Source organism: Stenotrophomonas sp. TWI819 (assembly GCF_039673075.1).
Lineage (GTDB): Bacteria > Pseudomonadota > Gammaproteobacteria > Xanthomonadales > Xanthomonadaceae > Stenotrophomonas > Stenotrophomonas rhizophila_B.
The window spans coordinates 212,473-228,375 of record NZ_JBDJKY010000007.1; the positions used below are offsets into that span (position 1 = coordinate 212,473).

Genomic DNA, 15,903 nt, shown 5'->3' on the forward strand with positions numbered 1-15,903 from the left:
TGCCTCATGAAATGCGCCGGCATCGGGCCAGGCCATCGGCCAGCGCCCGCCGGCTGACCGGCAGGCGCAGGAATACATCGAAGCCGGCCGCGATGGACTCGCGCTGGGCCCCCGTATCCGCGCGCGGGGTCAGTGCGATCCGAGGCACACCCGGCCAGCGCCGCGACAACCGCGCGCCCACCCGCTCACCGTCCACCCAAAGCGCTGGATCAACCACGATCACATCCCAGCATGCGGCATCGCCCGGGGTGAGCGGCATCTCATCGAGGCCACGTACATGCAGCGCGGAATGGCCAAGCGATGCCAGCAATGCCGGCAACACATCGGCGACGACCGGCAACGGATGAACCACCAGCACGCACAGCGGCCCGGCACCGTCGGTTTCAGCGCGCGCGGACACCAGGGCGCTTCCAGGCGTGGCATCACTGCGCGGCAGCGGCAGGCAGACCTGGAAGCAGGCGCCCTCACCGGGAGCACTGGTCACCGTGATGTCACCGCCCATCGCCACCGCCAGATCGCGGGAGATGGACAGGCCCAGACCACTGCCGCCATAGCGAGCGGCCGTCTGTGCACCGTCGGCCTGTTCGAAGCGTTGGAACAGGCGTCGGCATTGCCCAAGGGTCATGCCAGGGCCGGTATCGACCACCCGCAGCACCACGCCCTCGCCCTCTTCTCCCCACTGCGCCTCGAGCCGGACGGTGCCCTGCGCGGTGAACTTCAACGCGTTGCTCAACAGGTTGAGCAGGATCTGGCGCAGGCGGCGTGCGTCGCCGATGAACCAGGCCGACGCCGGCACGGTGCTGCACCACTCCAGCACCAGCGCCTTCCCCTGCGCGAGCGGCAACAACAGCGCATGAAGTTCTTCGATCAACGGCTGCAGCGCGAAGGGGGCCGGCTGCAACTGCAACTGCCCCGCTTCGATGCTGGCCATGTCCAGCGCATCATCCATCAGCCGCAGCAGGTGTTCGCCTGCGTAGTGCAGGCTGGTGATGCGGTTGCGCTCCTGGGCAGCGAGCGGGGCGTGCAGCAGCAGCTCGCTCCAGCCCAGGACCGCAGTCATCGGCACGCGGATACGTGCGCCCAGCGCCGTCAGAAAGCGGGTGCGCTGCACGGATGCGCGCTCGGCATGCTGCTGCCGGGCGCGCAGCCAACGCCAACGCCGCTGCCGCCGGCGCCGCGCTTGATAGCTCCATCCCCCCAGCCACAGCACGCCGATCGCCGAGGCAGCAGTGGTCCACCTCGCCGGCGGCGTCTGCCACCACGCCGGCGCGACCTGCAACGCCACGCGGCGAGTCGGCGACCATCCTCCATCGCCTTGACGGGCCTGTACCTCCAGCGTCTGCAGACCGACCGGAAGCCGTTCGAACACGCGCAGCCCCGCAGTGCCGCCTTCCTGCCAATCCGCATCGTGCCCCTTCAACCGGAACCGGTAACGCACATGCGATGGCTCACCGCCAGTGAGCAGGCGCGCGGCCACACGGACATGCCGATCCGCACCGGAAAGCGGCACCGGCCCGGCACCCACCGGCAGCGTGACCTGTACCTTGCCGCGCCGCGCGGTAATCGCATGGACCACCAACCCCGGTGGCCGCGCCGGACGCAGCACGGCCACCGGATCGAACAGCAGCAGGCCACCCTCGTGCGCTGCAGCGACCATCCGATCCCCGGCAGTGCGCACCAGAAGGCGTGGCAGCACGTCATGCACCGGCAGGCCATCGTCGCTCCCGAAGCGGCGTACGCCCCCTTCATGCGGATCAACCCGGATCAGGCCACGCGCATCGCCGGCCCATGCGATGCCGCGCGCATCCACCACCAGGGCGCGTGCAAGCAGTTGCGGGTACCCATGCACGGGGCCAAAACTGTGCGTCTTGCGCAGCTGCTGTCCATCCCACCGATAGCGGCGCAGCACCCCCGGGCCGCTGATCCAATAGTGACCATCATCGCCGCGTGCGATCGCGCCCACCTCGTCTCGGGGCGCACCATCGACGGAAGCGAAGCGTTCCTGTGCCGGCAACCAACGTTTCACGCCACTGCGATCGGATGCCCACAACACACCGTCCCCGGCACACAGCAGTCGCGGGCCATGCATCGTGGGCGCCAGACCGAGTGTCTGCGGCACGGCGGAGAACTGCAGCGCGCCATCGGCGTCGCGTCGCTGGATCCGATCAGCACGGGCCAGCCAAAGCGAGCCATCGGGGCAGGCCTGCAGATCCACCGCACCCGCGCCGCCCTCCCACCCCAGCAGCCAGTGTCGCAATTGGCCCGTATCAGGCACATAGCGGGACAACGTGTTGCCGCTGGTGACCCATACGTTGCCACGGTGATCTTCTGTGATGCCCACGGCACCGGTGCGCAGACGCACCGGGCGGTAGTCGAAACGGCTGTCACTGTGCCCGGTGCGCACGTCCACGCGCTGCACGCGCCCGCTGTCGCCAGCTACCCATACCCGCTCGCCATGGGCGGGCGCCAACGCCAGTACGTGGTCGCCATCCAGCCCCGGCCAACCGTCACGGGCGGCAGGCAGCAGGGTGAACTGCCGCCAGCGCGCGGACAGGTGCCACAGCCCCTGATCGCGGCCGAGCCACCACAACCCACCGACTCTATCTTCCAGGGCTTGACCGATGTCGGCGGCCTGGAGCGTGCCGCCGTCAGGACCGCGCAACCGCACCGGCTGTGGCGCCTGCCCGCGCACATGACGCCGCAAGCCCGCCGGCCCGCCCGTCCACAGCTCTCCCTCCGTGCTGCGCAGCAGCGGCATCGCCTGACGTGCCGGCAACGGCAGCAACGTGCCCTCGCCATTCCAGCGATGCACGCCCTGTGGTGTACGTGCCCATACGCCACCATCGGGGTCGGGCCAGAGTGATTGAACGTCGCCAAGGTCGCCGCTTGGAAGCGGCAGGACGAGAAAACGGTCGCCATCCTGGCGCAGGGCGCCGTGTGGCGTACCGACCCAGATAGCGCCGTCGCGATCGGTGATCACGCCATTGACCTGGCGCACGGCAATGCCGTTCGCCTGAAGCGGTATGACCTGCCAACGACCCTCCGGTTGCCGTGCGAACAGCCCATCGGCGCGGGTGCCGACCCACAGCACGCCATCGGGGGTGCTGGTGATGTGCCGGATCCCGGTACGCGGCAGCACCACCGCCCCGTCACCGGTCACACTCTGGATCACGCGGCGGTCGGCGGAGACCTTCACCAGTCCCTGCGAGGCGGTCGCCAACCAGAGCCGATCCCGTGCATCGACGTGCAGCGCGCGCACGTCCACATCCGGCAGCCCCTGCTCGCGGCGCCACGCACGGAAGCGATGGCCGTCGAAGCGCAGCAGGCCATCATCGCTGGCGAACCACAGGTAACCATCGCGGTCTTCGCCGACGGCACGGATGGCCGAGGTCGGCAGTGCGTCCGCGGCGCCCAGCAGCCGCGGCCATGGCAAGGTGACCAGGGTGCCCGCCACGGCAAGCATCGGCAGCCACAGCACGACTCCCAGTATCACTGCTGCCCAGCGCCTGCCCCATGGTGCAGATCGGCCTCCTGCCACACGTACCCCGACCGTTCTCCGCTGCTTGAACAGCACCGTATGTCGACACCGTGCGAAAAGGGCCGATCAGGCCGGGACTGCGTCACACCTTGATCAATGAATTTTCTGATCAAAAACGAATCTTCAAAGCACGACGACAATCGCTGCCGCGCGTGTGGGCGATCAGTACCGGGATGACTTGCCCGCACGCGCCTGCGCGATGGCGTCGACCAGCATGTCACCGGTCACCGGCTTGCGCAGGAACCCATTGAACCCGGCGGCCAGCACCTGCTGCTCGGCATAGGCATCCGAGCGTGCGGTTACCGCGATCAACGGCAGCTCATAGCCCATTGCGCGCAGCTGTCCGGCAATGGCAATACCATCCAGCGCCGGCAGGTCCAGATCGAGCAATCCGACATCGAAGCTCCCCGCAGCGACTTCGGACAATGCCGCCAATCCGTGCAGCACATGCACCACGTCATGCCCACGGGTGCGCAGCAGCCCGGCGATCACATCGGCCACGGTGGCATCGTCCTCCACCAGCAGGATGCGTAGGGGCGGCAGCTGCGTGCGCGTCTCCAGGCCGGTTTCACCCGACGCCGCAACCGGCTGCACCGTCCACGGCAGCGGCAGTTCGACGGAGAAGCGGGCGCCATCGCCCAGCCGGCTGTCGATCCGGATGTGGCCGCCCATCGCCACCGCCAGTTCCTGGCAGATCGCCAGGCCCAGGCCGCTGCCGCCATAACGCGATGCAGTGCGGGGGCCATCGGCCTGTTCGAAGCGGTGGAACAACCGCTCCTGCTGGTCCTGGTTGATGCCTGGCCCCGTATCGGAGACCTCGAAGATGATCGCGCGACCGCCGTCGAGCAGCTCGACACCGAGCCCGACGTGGCCGTGATCGGTGAACTTGATCGCGTTGCCGAGCAGGTTCATCAGGATCTGGCGCACGCGCATCTCGTCGCCACTGACCTGCACCGGACCGGGCAGGTTGAAGCTGCGCTCGAAGGCCAGGCCACGGTGATGGGCCATGGGTTCCATCAGAGCCTCGACCTGGTCCAGCAACGACATCAGATCGAACGGCCGCAGATCCAGTTCCAGTCGCCCAGCCTCGATGCGGGCAAGATCCAGCGCATCGTTGACCAGCCGCAGCAGATGTTTGCCGGCATGCTGGATCGAGCCGGCGTAGCCGCGCTGCACATCGTCCAGCGAGGTGGAGAGCAGCAGTTCGCTCATGCCCAGCACACCGGTCATCGGCGTGCGCACTTCATGCCCCAACGTGGCCAGGAACCGGCTCTTGGCCTGGGAGGCCTGCTCGGCCAACTGCTGCTTGTGCACCGTCAACTGCCACTGCTGGCGGCGGCGCAGCCGCGCGCGCGCGACATACGCCAGCGCGGCGACCCCGATCAGACCGAGCAGCACGTAGCCCACGATCGCCCAACCACTGCGCCACCACGGCGGGCGCACCTCCAGCTCCAGGGTACGGGGCGGCGTCCAGGCGCCCTGCGGGGTCGCCGCCTGCACCTCGATACGGTAATTTCCGGACGGCAAGCGCGATAGCAGGCGCTCGCCGTCGGCCGCCTGCATCACCCAGTTCTGGTCATAGCCGGAGACCCGGTAGCGGTAGCGGTTGCCGTGCGGGTTGGCGAATGAAAGCAGACGCGCGGACACGATCAGATCGCGGTCCTGCGGCCCCAGCACGATCGGTGCCTGCGTCGGCAGCATCTGCTGCCCTTCGGCATCGTCGCGGCGGACCTGCACGCTGTCGATCACCAGCTGCGATGGCGGCAACAGCATGTCCGCCGCATCCGGATCGAAGCCGACCAACCCGGTCGCGGTCACTGCCAGGACGCGACCGTCGCGTGCCTGCACCGGCGGGCGGTTGCTGAACTCCACATCCGGCAGCCCGTCGCGTTCGCCATACAAGCGCAGCCGACGCTCGGCACCCTGCCAGCAGATCAACCCACGCGGTGTGGTTGCCCAGACCTGCCCGTGACTGCCCAGCGCGAGCCCGCCCATCGATACAGCGGGCATGCCCTGGGCAGCGCCGACACGTTCGCGCAGGCTCATGCTCAGCCCATCCCAGCGGTAGCGCTCCAGCGCGCCCTGACGTGCCAGCCACAGTTCATCCGGGCCGGTCCAGGCCGCATCGTAGATGCTGCCGCGGGAAATGCCCGGCACCTGCTCGAAGCGACCATTGCGCCACCGCATCAGGCCCATGCTGTCGCCCATCACCCAGAGCTGCCCACGCGGATCGAACACCATCTGTTCGACCGGGTTCTCGGTCAGCCCGCGGCGCTGGTCATTGCGGATGGTATCGAGCACGTTGCCCTGGGCATCCCGACGCTGGATGCCGAAGTTCATGATCGACAGCCACAGGTCGCCATTGGGCGCCTGGCGGATCAGATCGATGCGTTGGCGCACATCCGCGCCGCCACCGATCTTCCACTCGCGCAGCGAGCGCGTGGCGGGCTGGTAAAGGCTCAATCGACCGGCGCGCCCGATCCACACCGCACCATCTTCGCGCGGCAGCAGCGACCACGCCGCGCCCACTCCGATCTGTTTGTCGTCGGCGATCTGGCGCAGCTGGCCCTGCGCATCCAGCGTATAGAGGCCGTGCGCACCGGAGATGTAATACGTATCGCCCAGCGCTGCCGCGCCGAGCAGATAGACGCTGTCCAATGGCTTGCCGTCGAGCTGATACCAGCTGGAGAAGCGCTTCCAGTCTGGCGGCAGATACGCCAGACCCTGGGTCAGCATCGCTACCCACAGCCCGCCTTCGTGGTCCTGCAGCATGTCCAGCACGCCGCTGCGCGCGGTCAGGAAGCCACTGCCGGCGTCGCCGGCGAGCAGCCGCACCGCGCGCGCATCGCCGCGGTACAGGCCATCAGCCGTGCCCAGCCAATAGCCGCCATTGCGGTCATGGATGACCGTGGCCGCACGCACATCGGCACTGAGCGTCCAGGGTGCGGGCCGGACCTGATCATCGGCACCGATCTGGAACAGCCCACCTTCGGTGCCCGCCCAGACCGTGCCATCAGGCTCACGGGTGAGGCGGAACACGCTTTTCCCACCGAGCAGGGCCGGCGCGATACGGGTAAAGCGATCACCATCCCAACGGGCAACGCCATTGGAGGTGCCTACCCATACACGCCCTTGCGGATCGGCCAACAGACTGTAGATCGTGTTGTCGGGCAGGCTGCGCGGATCGTCCGGCTCGGCCTGGTACCTGACCAGCGTCCCGTCCTCGCTGCGGCGGCAGATGCCGTGCTGGTTGGTGCCGATCCACAGCGATTGCGCGGCATAGGCCAGCGACCAGAACTGGCCCTCGCACGCGGCATTGAGCTCGGGGAACCGAGCGAACGCGCTGCGGTCGGGGCCGAGCATGCTCAGGCCAACCCCATTGCTGCCCACCCAGACCCGGTCCTGTGGATCGACGAGCAGGGTTTCCACTTCGTTGCCGGGCAGCGAGCCGGGCACGTCTGGATCATGCCGCCACACCCGCAGGCCGACGCCGTCCACGCGAGCCAGGCCATCATCGGTACCGGCCCAGATATAGCCCTGGCGATCCTGGGCCAGCGCCAGCACCATGCGCGACGGCATGCCCTCGGCCGCGCCCAGACGGCGCAAGCGTGGCGTTTCTGCCGATGTCCCTGCGGCTTCCAACACTGGCGGCACTGCACACAACCACAGCCCCAACAGCACGATGCCTGCACCCCAGCGGCGCGTGCTCATCGATCCGGTCTCCCTGTTGGTGCGGATTGTCACACAGCGATCAGGACGGTGTCCGCATTCTGAGCCGGCTGTCGTGGATGGAACGGGCTGTTTCCGCCCTGGGCGGGCGAGGCAGCACAGGCGGGCGGCGCTGTTGTCGGCCGCACCACGATCTGTTGCAGCCATGACGCTGCATCCGATGACATGGCTGTGCGTATGATCGCCCCAGACCCTGATGGAGGCTGCGCCGTGCTCAAGCGCCTGACACTTTCCCTGCTGCTGGCCGCCACCCCGCTGCTCGCCACTGCCGCGCCCGACCGCTATCGGCTGGATCCGGTGCACACACGCGTGTTGTTTGCGGTGGAGCATGCCGGCTTCTCGCAGGCGTTGGGTACGGTGTCGGGCAGCGAAGGCGTGCTGGTGTTCGATCCGGAGGACTGGCCAAGCGCGCGGCTGGAGGTCAGCGTGCCGATCCAGCGGCTGGACCTGGGCGATGCCAAATGGAATACCGCCACGCTGGCGCGCAACCTGCTGGATGGCGAGCGCTTCCCCGAGGCGCGGTTCGTCTCCACGCATGTCGAGCCCATTGATCCGACCCACGCCAACGTTACCGGCCAGCTCACCGTACGCGGGGTGACCCGCGAGGTCACTCTGGCCGTCACCCTCAATGCGCTCAAGCGCCATCCACTGCCGCCGTTCCGCCGTACCGCCGGCTTCTCGGCCACCGCCACACTCAGCCGCAGCGCCTTCGGTGTGGATGGCTGGGCCTCGATGATCGGCGATGAGGTGCAGCTGCGGATCGAGGCCGAAGCCGTGCGTGATCGCAACGCCGGCGATCCTGCCGATACCGCCCCCGCCGATGCGCCGGGAACTCCCGCCGCCCCGGCCGACTCAGATACCCCACAGCCGGTTCAGGAGACCACGCCATGACCGCCAAGAACACCCCGACCCGATGGGGTGGCGTCAGCCAGACCCTGCACTGGCTGATCGCCGTACTGATCCTCGCCCTGGGCATCGTCGGGCTGACCATGGGCGAACTGCCCAGGACCCCGAAGTACTTCTGGGTCTACACCATGCACAAATCCATCGGCATCACCGTCCTGGCGTTGGTCGTGACCCGCCTGCTGTGGCGCCTGTATGCCGGCGCACCACACCCGGTGCCGGGCACGCCAACGTGGCAGGAGCGCATCGCCTCGGCAACCCATTGGCTGCTGTACGTGCTGATGTTCGCCATTCCACTGTCGGGCTGGCTGTACGACTCGGCCAGCGGCCTGCGCCCGTTCCGCTGGTTCGGCCTGGTCGATGTGCCCAAGCTGAGCCCGCCGGACGAACGCGTCACCCAGATCTCGCACGCCATCCATGAGTGGGGCTTCTGGCTGCTGATCGCCGTGGTCGTGGCCCATGCCGGCGCCGCGCTTTACCACCATTTTTACCAACGCGATGCCACGCTTGCGCGCATGCTTCCGCAGCGCTGGCTTGCCTCCCCCCAGAAGGATTGACCATGAACATCAAGCTCACCTCCCCCGCCGCGGTCGCCGCCGCCCTGGCCGGCCTGCTGGCCACCGCCCCGGTGCTGGCCGCCGACTACGTGCAGGCACCCGGTTCGGTGCTGGCCTTTGCCACCAAGTACGACGGTGAAGTGTTCACCGGCACCTTCCCGGGCTTCGATACCAAGCTCAGCTTTGATCCGGCCAAGCTGGACGATGCCAAGCTGGAAGTGACCATTCCGCTGGCCGGTGCGAAGAGTGGCAACAGCGACCGCGATTCGACCCTGCAGGGCGCGGACTTCTTCAACGTGGGCAAGTTCGCCCAGGCCAAGTACAGCGCCACCAAGTTCCGCTCGCTGGGCAACAACCAGTACGCGGCCGACGGCACGCTGGAGCTGCGTGGTGTGAGCAAGCCGGTCACCCTGACCTTCACCTGGACCCCGGGCGCGCAGCCGGTGCTGGCCGGCAAGGCGACGGTCAAACGCCTGGACTTCGGCGTGGGCGGGGGTGATTGGGCCGATACCAAGACCATCCCGAACGAGACCGCGATCAGCACGAAGGTGGTCCTGAAGGCGAAGTAACGTCAGATGGCGGTAGGGCCGGCCGCTGGCCGGCTCCTCGCACGATGATCGACTCCCGGGAGCCGGCCAGCGGCCGGCACTACAGCATCCAGCACCGCCAAGCGACGCTGCGTGTCAGCCGATCCAGGCTGCTACCGCCGCGACATCGAACGGCCAGTCCAGCTCGCGGCCCCGCGCATCGCGCAACACCGGCACCCGCAGCCCGTAGCGGGCCTCCAGCGCGGTGTCGTCATCGATGAACACACTGTCCAGATTGGCCACCCGGGCCTGCGCCAGCACCGCCAGGGCCTGGTCGCACAAATGGCAGTCATCACGCTGGTACAAGGTAAACACCGGCCCACCCACCTTGGAAAATGTTGCGCCGCAGCCAGAGCCGGCGGCACGAAGCGCATAGAATAGCGCTCCATCCGATACCCGCAGTTTGGCAATCATGGCTGTCAGCACGTTCGACGTTTTCAAGATCGGCATTGGCCCGAGTTCTTCGCACACCGTGGGACCGATGAAGGCTGCCGAACGTTTCGTGCACCGCTGGCTCCTCGATCCGGGCCACCTGCAGGACGTGGTGCGCATCCGCGCCGACGTCTACGGCTCGCTGGCCCTGACCGGCCGTGGCCATGGCACCGACAAGGCCGTGCTGCTCGGGTTGGAAGGCCAGCGCCCGAACCTGATCGATCCGGACATCATCCCCGAGACGCTGGAGCGCATCCGCAGCAGCAAGCGCATCCGCCTGATGGGGCAGCATGAGATCGCCTTCGACGAGAAGCGCGACCTGGGCCTGAACAAACGCCAGAAACTGCCGTACCACACCAACGGCATGCGCTTTACTGCCTACGGTGCGGACGAGCAGGTGATCGCCACGCGCGATTACTACTCCGTCGGCGGTGGCTTCGTGGTCAACCAGGACGATGCGGCTGATGACCGCATCGTGCCCGATGAAACCCCGCTGCCCTACCCGTTCAAGAGCGGCGACGAGCTGCTCGCGCAGACCGCACGCAGTGGCCTGAGCATCGCCCAGATGATGTTCGAGAACGAGAAGTGCTGGCGGACCGAGGACGAGATCCGCGACAGCCTCCGCGAAATCTGGAGCGCCATGCAGGCCTGCGTGGAGCGCGGCATCCGCCAGGAAGGCACCCTGCCCGGCGGCCTGCATGTCTCGCGTCGCGCCCCGGCGCTGTACCGCGAACTGTCCTCCAAGCCGGAGGCGGCGATGCGCGACCCGTTGACCACGCTGGACTGGGTCAATCTGTACGCGCTGGCGGTGAACGAAGAAAACGCCGCCGGTGGCCGCGTAGTCACCGCCCCGACCAACGGCGCTGCCGGGGTACTGCCGGCGGTGCTGCACTATTTCGACCGCTTCTGCCCCGGCGCCAACGAACAGCGCGTGTTCGATTTCCTGCTGACCTCGGCGGCGATCGGCATTCTGTACAAGGAAAACGCCTCGATCTCCGGTGCCGAAGTCGGCTGCCAGGGCGAAGTGGGCGTGGCCTGCTCGATGGCGGCCGGCGGCCTGGTCGCCGCGCTGGGCGGCAACCCGAGCCAGATCGAGAATGCCGCTGAAATCGGCATGGAACACAACCTCGGCCTGACCTGCGACCCGATCGGCGGGTTGGTGCAGATTCCCTGCATCGAGCGCAATGCGATGGGCGCGGTCAAGGCGATCAACGCCTCGCGCATGGCGATGCGTGGCGATGGCAAGCACAAGGTCTCGCTGGACAAGGTCATCAAGACCATGCGCGACACTGGCCGCGACATGCAGGACAAGTACAAGGAAACCAGCCGCGGCGGGCTGGCGGTCAACGTCATCGAGTGCTGATCGACCGTTCCCGGCGGTAGAGCCGACCGTTGGTCGGCTGTCCCCGGTCGCATCATCGGCACGCCTCCACGGCCGCTCCGGTACAGTCAGGGCTCCCCCGTTCCGGAGACCGCCATGCGCATCCTGGCTGCCGCCCTGCTCGCCTGCCTGCCGCTGACCACCCTCGCCGCCGACACCTATGGCCCGCGACTGGAAGGCTTCGACTATCCGTACCCCGTGAAGATCTTCCGCTTCGAGTCCCAGCGCCAGCCGCTGGAGATGGCCTACATCGACGTCCCGGCCGGTGGCAAAGGCTTTGCCGGTACGGTGGTGCTGCTGCACGGCAAGAATTTCTGCGCGGCCACCTGGAAGGACACCATCGCGGCACTGAGCGCGGCCAGCTACCGGGTGATCGCGCCGGATCAGATCGGGTTCTGCAAATCGAGCAAGCCCGAGCACTATCAGTACTCGTTCGGTCAGTTGGCTGCCAATACCGAAGCGCTGCTGGAGCATCTGGGCTATGGCGAGGGCAAGCTGCATATCGTCGGCCATTCGATGGGGGGCATGCTCGCCGCGCGCTTCGCGCTGATGTATCCGCAGCGCACGATCAGCCTGTCGCTGGTCAACCCGATCGGCCTGGAAGACTGGAAAGCCAAGGGCGTGCCATGGCGCAGCATCGATGCCTGGTATGCGGGTGAGCTGAAAACCAGCTTCGACAGCATCAAGAAGTACCAGCTCGACGTCTATTACAACGGCCAGTGGAAGCCCGAGTACGAGCAGTGGGTACGCATGCAATCACGCATGTACGACGGCCCCGGCAAACAGGCCGTGGCGTGGAGCCAGGCGCTGACCTCGGACATGGTGTTCAACCAGCCGGTGGTCTATGAGCTGCCCAAGCTGACGGTGCCGACCACCTTGTTCATCGGCCAGACCGACCGCACCGCGATCGGCCGTGACCTGGCACCGCCGGCCCTGAAAGCAACGCTGGGCGACTACCCCGCCCTGGGCAAGGCAGCCGCCGCGGCGATTCCGGGCGCCACCTTGGTGAGCTTCGAGGATCTGGGCCACTCGCCGCAGGTGCAGGACCCGACCCGGTTCAATGCGGCACTGCTGAAGGCACTCTCACACCACGACTGAGCCGACACTCCGGTAGTGCCACGCCATGCGTGGCAGCGGCCGCCATCAGCGTTCTCCGCCGACGCAGCCAGCCCACCCCTGGCGCTACCGTGTGCCTTGGTGGGATCGCACGGCATTCAGCGCCGCACGATCGCCAGCACGTCGTCCAGCAACGCGGCGGCGGTGACGTCCGCCCCGGCGCCCGGCCCCTGGATCAGCAGCGGCTGGGCGTGATACCGGTCGCTGTGGATCGCGACCCGGTTGTCGGTCTGTGCCCCGCCGGCCAGCGGATGGTCGCGCGGAAGCACACGCAGCCCAACCGCGGCTCCGTCGTGATCGAAGCCACCGACGAAACGTAGACACCCTGCTTGTTCCTGCGCCTGCTGCCAGTACGCCAGCAGCGGCGCATCCAGCAGCGAAAGCTGACTCAACGCATCCGCCGGTGACAGCGCGGCGAGCGCGTCAGGTACCAATGAAGCGACCTGCACCTGCTCAGCACGCAACGCGATGCCGCTGGCGCGCGCCAGGATCAGCAGTTTGCGACGGACATCTTCGCCGGAGAGATCCACACGCGGGTCCGGCTCGGTGTAACCGGCCTCGGCCGCCTCACGCACCCACGCCGAAAACGGACGCTGGCCATCGTAGTGATGGAACAGCCAGGCCAGCGAACCGGACAGCACGCCCTCCACGCGATGGATGCGGTCGCCACCGGCAACCAGCGCGCGCAGGCTGCTCAGCAGCGGCAGGCCTGCCCCCACCGTTGCACTGTCGCCGTAATGCGCAGCGCCCTGCTGGCCGCTGTCGGCGATGGCTTGGGCACGGGCCAACTGTCCGCCCTGGCCGAGCTTGTTGGCGGTCACCACGTGCACGCCCCGCGCCAGCCACTGTTCATGCCAATTGGCGACCTCGTCACTGGCGGTCGCATCGACCACCACATCGCCGCGCTGGAGGCCTTCGGCTTCCGCCCAGGGCTGCAACGCCACCGCGCCGCGTGCGGCCAGGTTGGCCTGGGCGAGTTCCTGCGCGGGGGTCTGTTCGCAGGCGCGCGCCGTGCGTGAGTTGGCCAGCCACGAGAACGCGGGCAGCGTGACGCCGCGATCCTGCAGCGCGGCGTACCGTTGCACGAACGCGGTGCCGACCGTGCCGGTACCGAGCAGGGCCAGCTTGCGGTGGGCCGCCAGCGGCAGGTTCAGCACCGCGCTCATGCATCCACCTGTTTACGGCGCTGCACGTCGCGGTGCTGATCGATCACGACCTGCGCGCGCTCCAGCCCGGCCTGCAGATCGGCCACCAGGTCTTCCGGCGATTCAATGCCGACCGACAGGCGCAGCAGCCCTTCGCTGATCCCGGCATGCGCACGCGCTTCCGGGGTCATGGCCGCGTGGGTCATGGTCGCCGGGTGCGCGATCAGGCTTTCCACGCCGCCCAGCGATTCGGCCAGGGTGAAGCAGCGCAGGCCATCCACGAAGGCGCGCACCGCCGCATGCGGATCCTCGCCCGGGCACGAGGCCAGTTCGAAGGACAGCATCGCGCCGAAGCCGCTCTGCTGGCGCGCGGCAATCGCGTGGCCGGGGTGATCAACCAGGCCCGGGTAGTACACGCTGGCGACCGCATCGCTGGCGGCCAGCAGCTCGACCACAGCCGCCGTGTTTTCCTGATGTGCGCGCAGGCGTGCACCCAGCGTGCGCAGGCCGCGCAGGGTCAGGAAGGCATCGAACGGCGAACCGGTCAGGCCCAGCGCGTTGGCCCACCACACCAGCTGCTCGTGTACCGCCGGATCACGTGCGATCACCGCACCACCGACCACATCGCTGTGGCCGTTGATGTACTTGGTGGTGGAGTGCAGCACCAGGTCGGCACCGAAGCTGATCGGCTGCTGCAGCGCCGGTGACAGGAACGTGTTGTCGACGACTACCTTGGCACCGGCCTTGTGCGCGGCATCGATGACGAAGCGCAGGTCGGTGATGCGCAGCAGCGGGTTGGACGGGGTTTCGATCAGCACCAGGGTCGGCGACTGCGCCAGCGCATCGGCCAGCGAACGCGGATCGGTCAGGTCGGCGGTGATCAGGCCGAAGTGGCCCTTCTTCGCCAGTGCATTGAACAGGCGCCAGCTGCCGCCGTACGCATCGTGCGGCACCACCAGGGTATCGCCGGGCTGCAGCAGTGCGTTGAGCACCAGATTGATCGCGCCCATGCCGGTGGAGGTGATCACGCCACCGGCGCCGCCTTCCAGTTCGGCCAGCGCTTCACCCAGCAGATCGCGGGTGGGGTTGCCGCTGCGCGTGTAGTCGTACTGGCGCTTGTTGCCGAAGCCATCGAAGCTGAAGTTGGAGGACAACACGATCGGCGGGGTCACCGCGCCGTGGGCGGTGTCACGGTCGATGCCGGCACGCACGGCGGCGGTGACGCGGCTACAGGACGGTTCGGTACCAGCGGAACGGCTCATGCGGATTCTCCGGGGGATCGAAAAGCGGTGGCGAGGATCGCGTCGATGCGATCGGTTTCTTTCAGGAAGGCGTCGTGGCCATAGGGCGAGCGCAGCACGCGCAGGCTGCCGCGCGGGCCGAGCCCTTCCACCAAACCGACACAGTCGGCCAGCGGGACCAGGCGGTCACCCTCCACGGCAACAACGACGGTCGGCACCTGGATGGCGGCCGGGTCGATGCGGTGAAGGTCGATCGATTCGGACAGGCGCAGGTAAGCATCGACCGGGGTACGGGCGACGTACTGCGCACCGGCGGCATCCAGATAGTCCTCGGCGGCAACGCGCACGCGGCCATTGACCACTTCCGGCGCGGCATCGAAGCGCTCGCCGAATTCTTCCGGCGTGCGGTAGCTGAGCATGGCGAACTGGCGTGCCAGCGACAGCCCGTGGCTGTCGGCGCATTGCAGCTGACCCAGCGCGACCGCACGGCGCTGCAGCGCGCGCCAGGCCGCGGCATACGGGTGCGGGCGATGCGCACCACTCACCGCGATCAGCTTCTGCACGCGCTGGCGGTGACGGATCGCGAACTGCTGGCCGACCAGCGCGCCGTAGGAGTAGCCCACGAAGCACTGCAGGCGGGCGATGCCAAGATGGTCGAGCAGCAAGGCCAGCGCATCGGCCTGGTCGGCGGTATCGATCGGCAGGTCCAGCGCGCCGTCGGCGCCGATGAAATCGAACGCCAGGATGCGCAGCGAGGCCGGATCCAGAGCGCGACCTGCGGCCACCAGGCCCTCGGCCCAGCCCTTTTCCGGGAACTCGGCATTGGCCGCCACATGGCGGTGAGCGGAGATACCGCCGGCCAGCACCACCACCGGCGCATCGGCGCGACCGACGCATTCGTAGCGCAGGCGTACCGGCCGCGGCCCGCCGTGACGCATCGACAGCACCGCCGCGATATCGCCGCGCACGGCGTTCAGCCCGGCGTCGACGGGGACGCTGAGCGGGGCGAAGGAGTCGGTGGCGACAGGGGCGGCGGTAGCGAAGCGCATGGCGGTATCCAAAGGAGGAAAACGGCCATCGAGCTTTCGCGGAGCTCGCGTTCGAAGCGCACGCACGGTGCACGGTTCGAACCATCTTTCGGAAGACACCAACGGTCTCCGCAGGATTTGGCACCTACGCAGGTCGCTTTCGCGTCTGCGGGCTGCCCCGGCTTCAAAGGGCCTGTCCCTCTGCCGGTCTCGATGGTGGAGCCACGATGCCAGTGCTCCCGGCCC

The 15,903-nt window shown here is 67.8% G+C and carries 11 protein-coding genes and 1 riboswitch; of the genes, 5 read left to right on the plus strand and 6 right to left on the minus strand.

The window, feature by feature from the left end:
• Positions 1 to 4: 4 nt before the first annotated feature.
• The gene (locus ABE463_RS11935; protein WP_346468310.1) at positions 5 to 3,493 is read right to left on the minus strand and encodes an ATP-binding protein; all 3,489 of its coding nucleotides are present in this window, start codon (positions 3,491 to 3,493) and stop codon (positions 5 to 7) included.
• 207 nt (positions 3,494 to 3,700) lie between these two features.
• Positions 3,701 to 7,249 carry an ATP-binding protein gene (locus ABE463_RS11940; RefSeq protein WP_346468311.1) on the minus strand — a complete coding sequence of 1,183 codons (3,549 nt, stop codon included), beginning with the start codon at positions 7,247 to 7,249 and terminating at the stop codon, positions 3,701 to 3,703.
• Between the two features lie 195 nt (positions 7,250 to 7,444).
• Here ABE463_RS11940 and ABE463_RS11945 point away from each other — a divergent pair, with 195 nt between their 5' ends.
• The 3 genes from ABE463_RS11945 to ABE463_RS11955 are packed head-to-tail and all read left to right on the plus strand — an operon-like array spanning position 7,445 to position 9,296.
• On the plus strand, positions 7,445 to 8,158 hold the full coding sequence (locus ABE463_RS11945) for a YceI family protein (protein ID WP_346468332.1): 714 nt from the start codon (positions 7,445 to 7,447) through the stop codon (positions 8,156 to 8,158).
• On the plus strand, positions 8,155 to 8,727 hold the full coding sequence (locus ABE463_RS11950; RefSeq protein WP_346468312.1) for a cytochrome b: 573 nt from the start codon (positions 8,155 to 8,157) through the stop codon (positions 8,725 to 8,727). The genes ABE463_RS11945 and ABE463_RS11950 overlap by 4 nt, the downstream gene beginning before the upstream one ends.
• A gap of 2 nt (positions 8,728 to 8,729) precedes the next feature.
• Entirely contained in the window at positions 8,730 to 9,296 is a 567-nt protein-coding gene (locus ABE463_RS11955) for a YceI family protein (protein ID WP_121038945.1), read from the plus strand.
• Between the two features lie 114 nt (positions 9,297 to 9,410).
• Here ABE463_RS11955 and ABE463_RS11960 read toward each other — a convergent pair whose 3' ends face one another.
• Complete coding sequence (locus ABE463_RS11960) at positions 9,411 to 9,629, minus strand: glutaredoxin family protein (protein ID WP_346468333.1); 219 nt, start codon at positions 9,627 to 9,629, stop codon at positions 9,411 to 9,413.
• Between the two features lie 97 nt (positions 9,630 to 9,726).
• On the opposite strand from ABE463_RS11960, the gene ABE463_RS11965 reads away from it, so the two are divergent.
• Together ABE463_RS11965 and ABE463_RS11970 are read left to right on the plus strand one after the other, a co-directional pair.
• Positions 9,727 to 11,109, plus strand: coding sequence for an L-serine ammonia-lyase (locus ABE463_RS11965; protein WP_123730460.1), 1,383 nt, complete (start codon positions 9,727 to 9,729; stop codon positions 11,107 to 11,109).
• A gap of 114 nt (positions 11,110 to 11,223) precedes the next feature.
• On the plus strand, positions 11,224 to 12,225 hold the full coding sequence (locus tag ABE463_RS11970; RefSeq protein ID WP_346468313.1) for an alpha/beta hydrolase: 1,002 nt from the start codon (positions 11,224 to 11,226) through the stop codon (positions 12,223 to 12,225).
• Positions 12,226 to 12,341: 116 nt separating this feature from the next.
• Here ABE463_RS11970 and ABE463_RS11975 read toward each other — a convergent pair whose 3' ends face one another.
• Genes ABE463_RS11975 through ABE463_RS11985 form a run of 3 tightly spaced genes read right to left on the minus strand, consistent with a single transcriptional unit; the run spans position 12,342 to position 15,678 of the window.
• The gene (locus ABE463_RS11975; protein WP_346468314.1) at positions 12,342 to 13,409 is read right to left on the minus strand and encodes a homoserine dehydrogenase; all 1,068 of its coding nucleotides are present in this window, start codon (positions 13,407 to 13,409) and stop codon (positions 12,342 to 12,344) included.
• Entirely contained in the window at positions 13,406 to 14,650 is a 1,245-nt protein-coding gene (locus ABE463_RS11980; protein WP_346468315.1) for an O-succinylhomoserine (thiol)-lyase, read from the minus strand. The genes ABE463_RS11975 and ABE463_RS11980 overlap by 4 nt, the downstream gene beginning before the upstream one ends.
• Positions 14,647 to 15,678 carry a homoserine O-succinyltransferase gene (locus ABE463_RS11985; RefSeq protein WP_346468316.1) on the minus strand — a complete coding sequence of 344 codons (1,032 nt, stop codon included), beginning with the start codon at positions 15,676 to 15,678 and terminating at the stop codon, positions 14,647 to 14,649. Before ABE463_RS11985 ends, ABE463_RS11980 begins: the two co-directional genes overlap by 4 nt.
• A gap of 78 nt (positions 15,679 to 15,756) precedes the next feature.
• Positions 15,757 to 15,877, minus strand: a riboswitch (SAM riboswitch).
• Positions 15,878 to 15,903 lie beyond the last annotated feature (26 nt).

Excerpts from the sequence above, each read along its gene's own strand:
- ABE463_RS11940 (WP_346468311.1), bottom strand. The coding sequence starts at position 7,249 with ATGAGCACGCGCCGCTGGGGTGCAGGCATCGTGCTGTTGGGGCTGTGG.
- ABE463_RS11945 (WP_346468332.1), top strand. The coding sequence starts at position 7,445 with ATGATCGCCCCAGACCCTGATGGAGGCTGCGCCGTGCTCAAGCGCCTG.
- ABE463_RS11950 (WP_346468312.1), top strand. The coding sequence starts at position 8,155 with ATGACCGCCAAGAACACCCCGACCCGATGGGGTGGCGTCAGCCAGACC.
- ABE463_RS11955 (WP_121038945.1), top strand. The coding sequence starts at position 8,730 with ATGAACATCAAGCTCACCTCCCCCGCCGCGGTCGCCGCCGCCCTGGCC.
- ABE463_RS11965 (WP_123730460.1), top strand. The coding sequence starts at position 9,727 with ATGGCTGTCAGCACGTTCGACGTTTTCAAGATCGGCATTGGCCCGAGT.
- ABE463_RS11970 (WP_346468313.1), top strand. The coding sequence starts at position 11,224 with ATGCGCATCCTGGCTGCCGCCCTGCTCGCCTGCCTGCCGCTGACCACC.
- ABE463_RS11975 (WP_346468314.1), bottom strand. The coding sequence starts at position 13,409 with ATGAGCGCGGTGCTGAACCTGCCGCTGGCGGCCCACCGCAAGCTGGCC.
- ABE463_RS11980 (WP_346468315.1), bottom strand. The coding sequence starts at position 14,650 with ATGAGCCGTTCCGCTGGTACCGAACCGTCCTGTAGCCGCGTCACCGCC.
- ABE463_RS11985 (WP_346468316.1), bottom strand. The coding sequence starts at position 15,678 with ATGCGCTTCGCTACCGCCGCCCCTGTCGCCACCGACTCCTTCGCCCCG.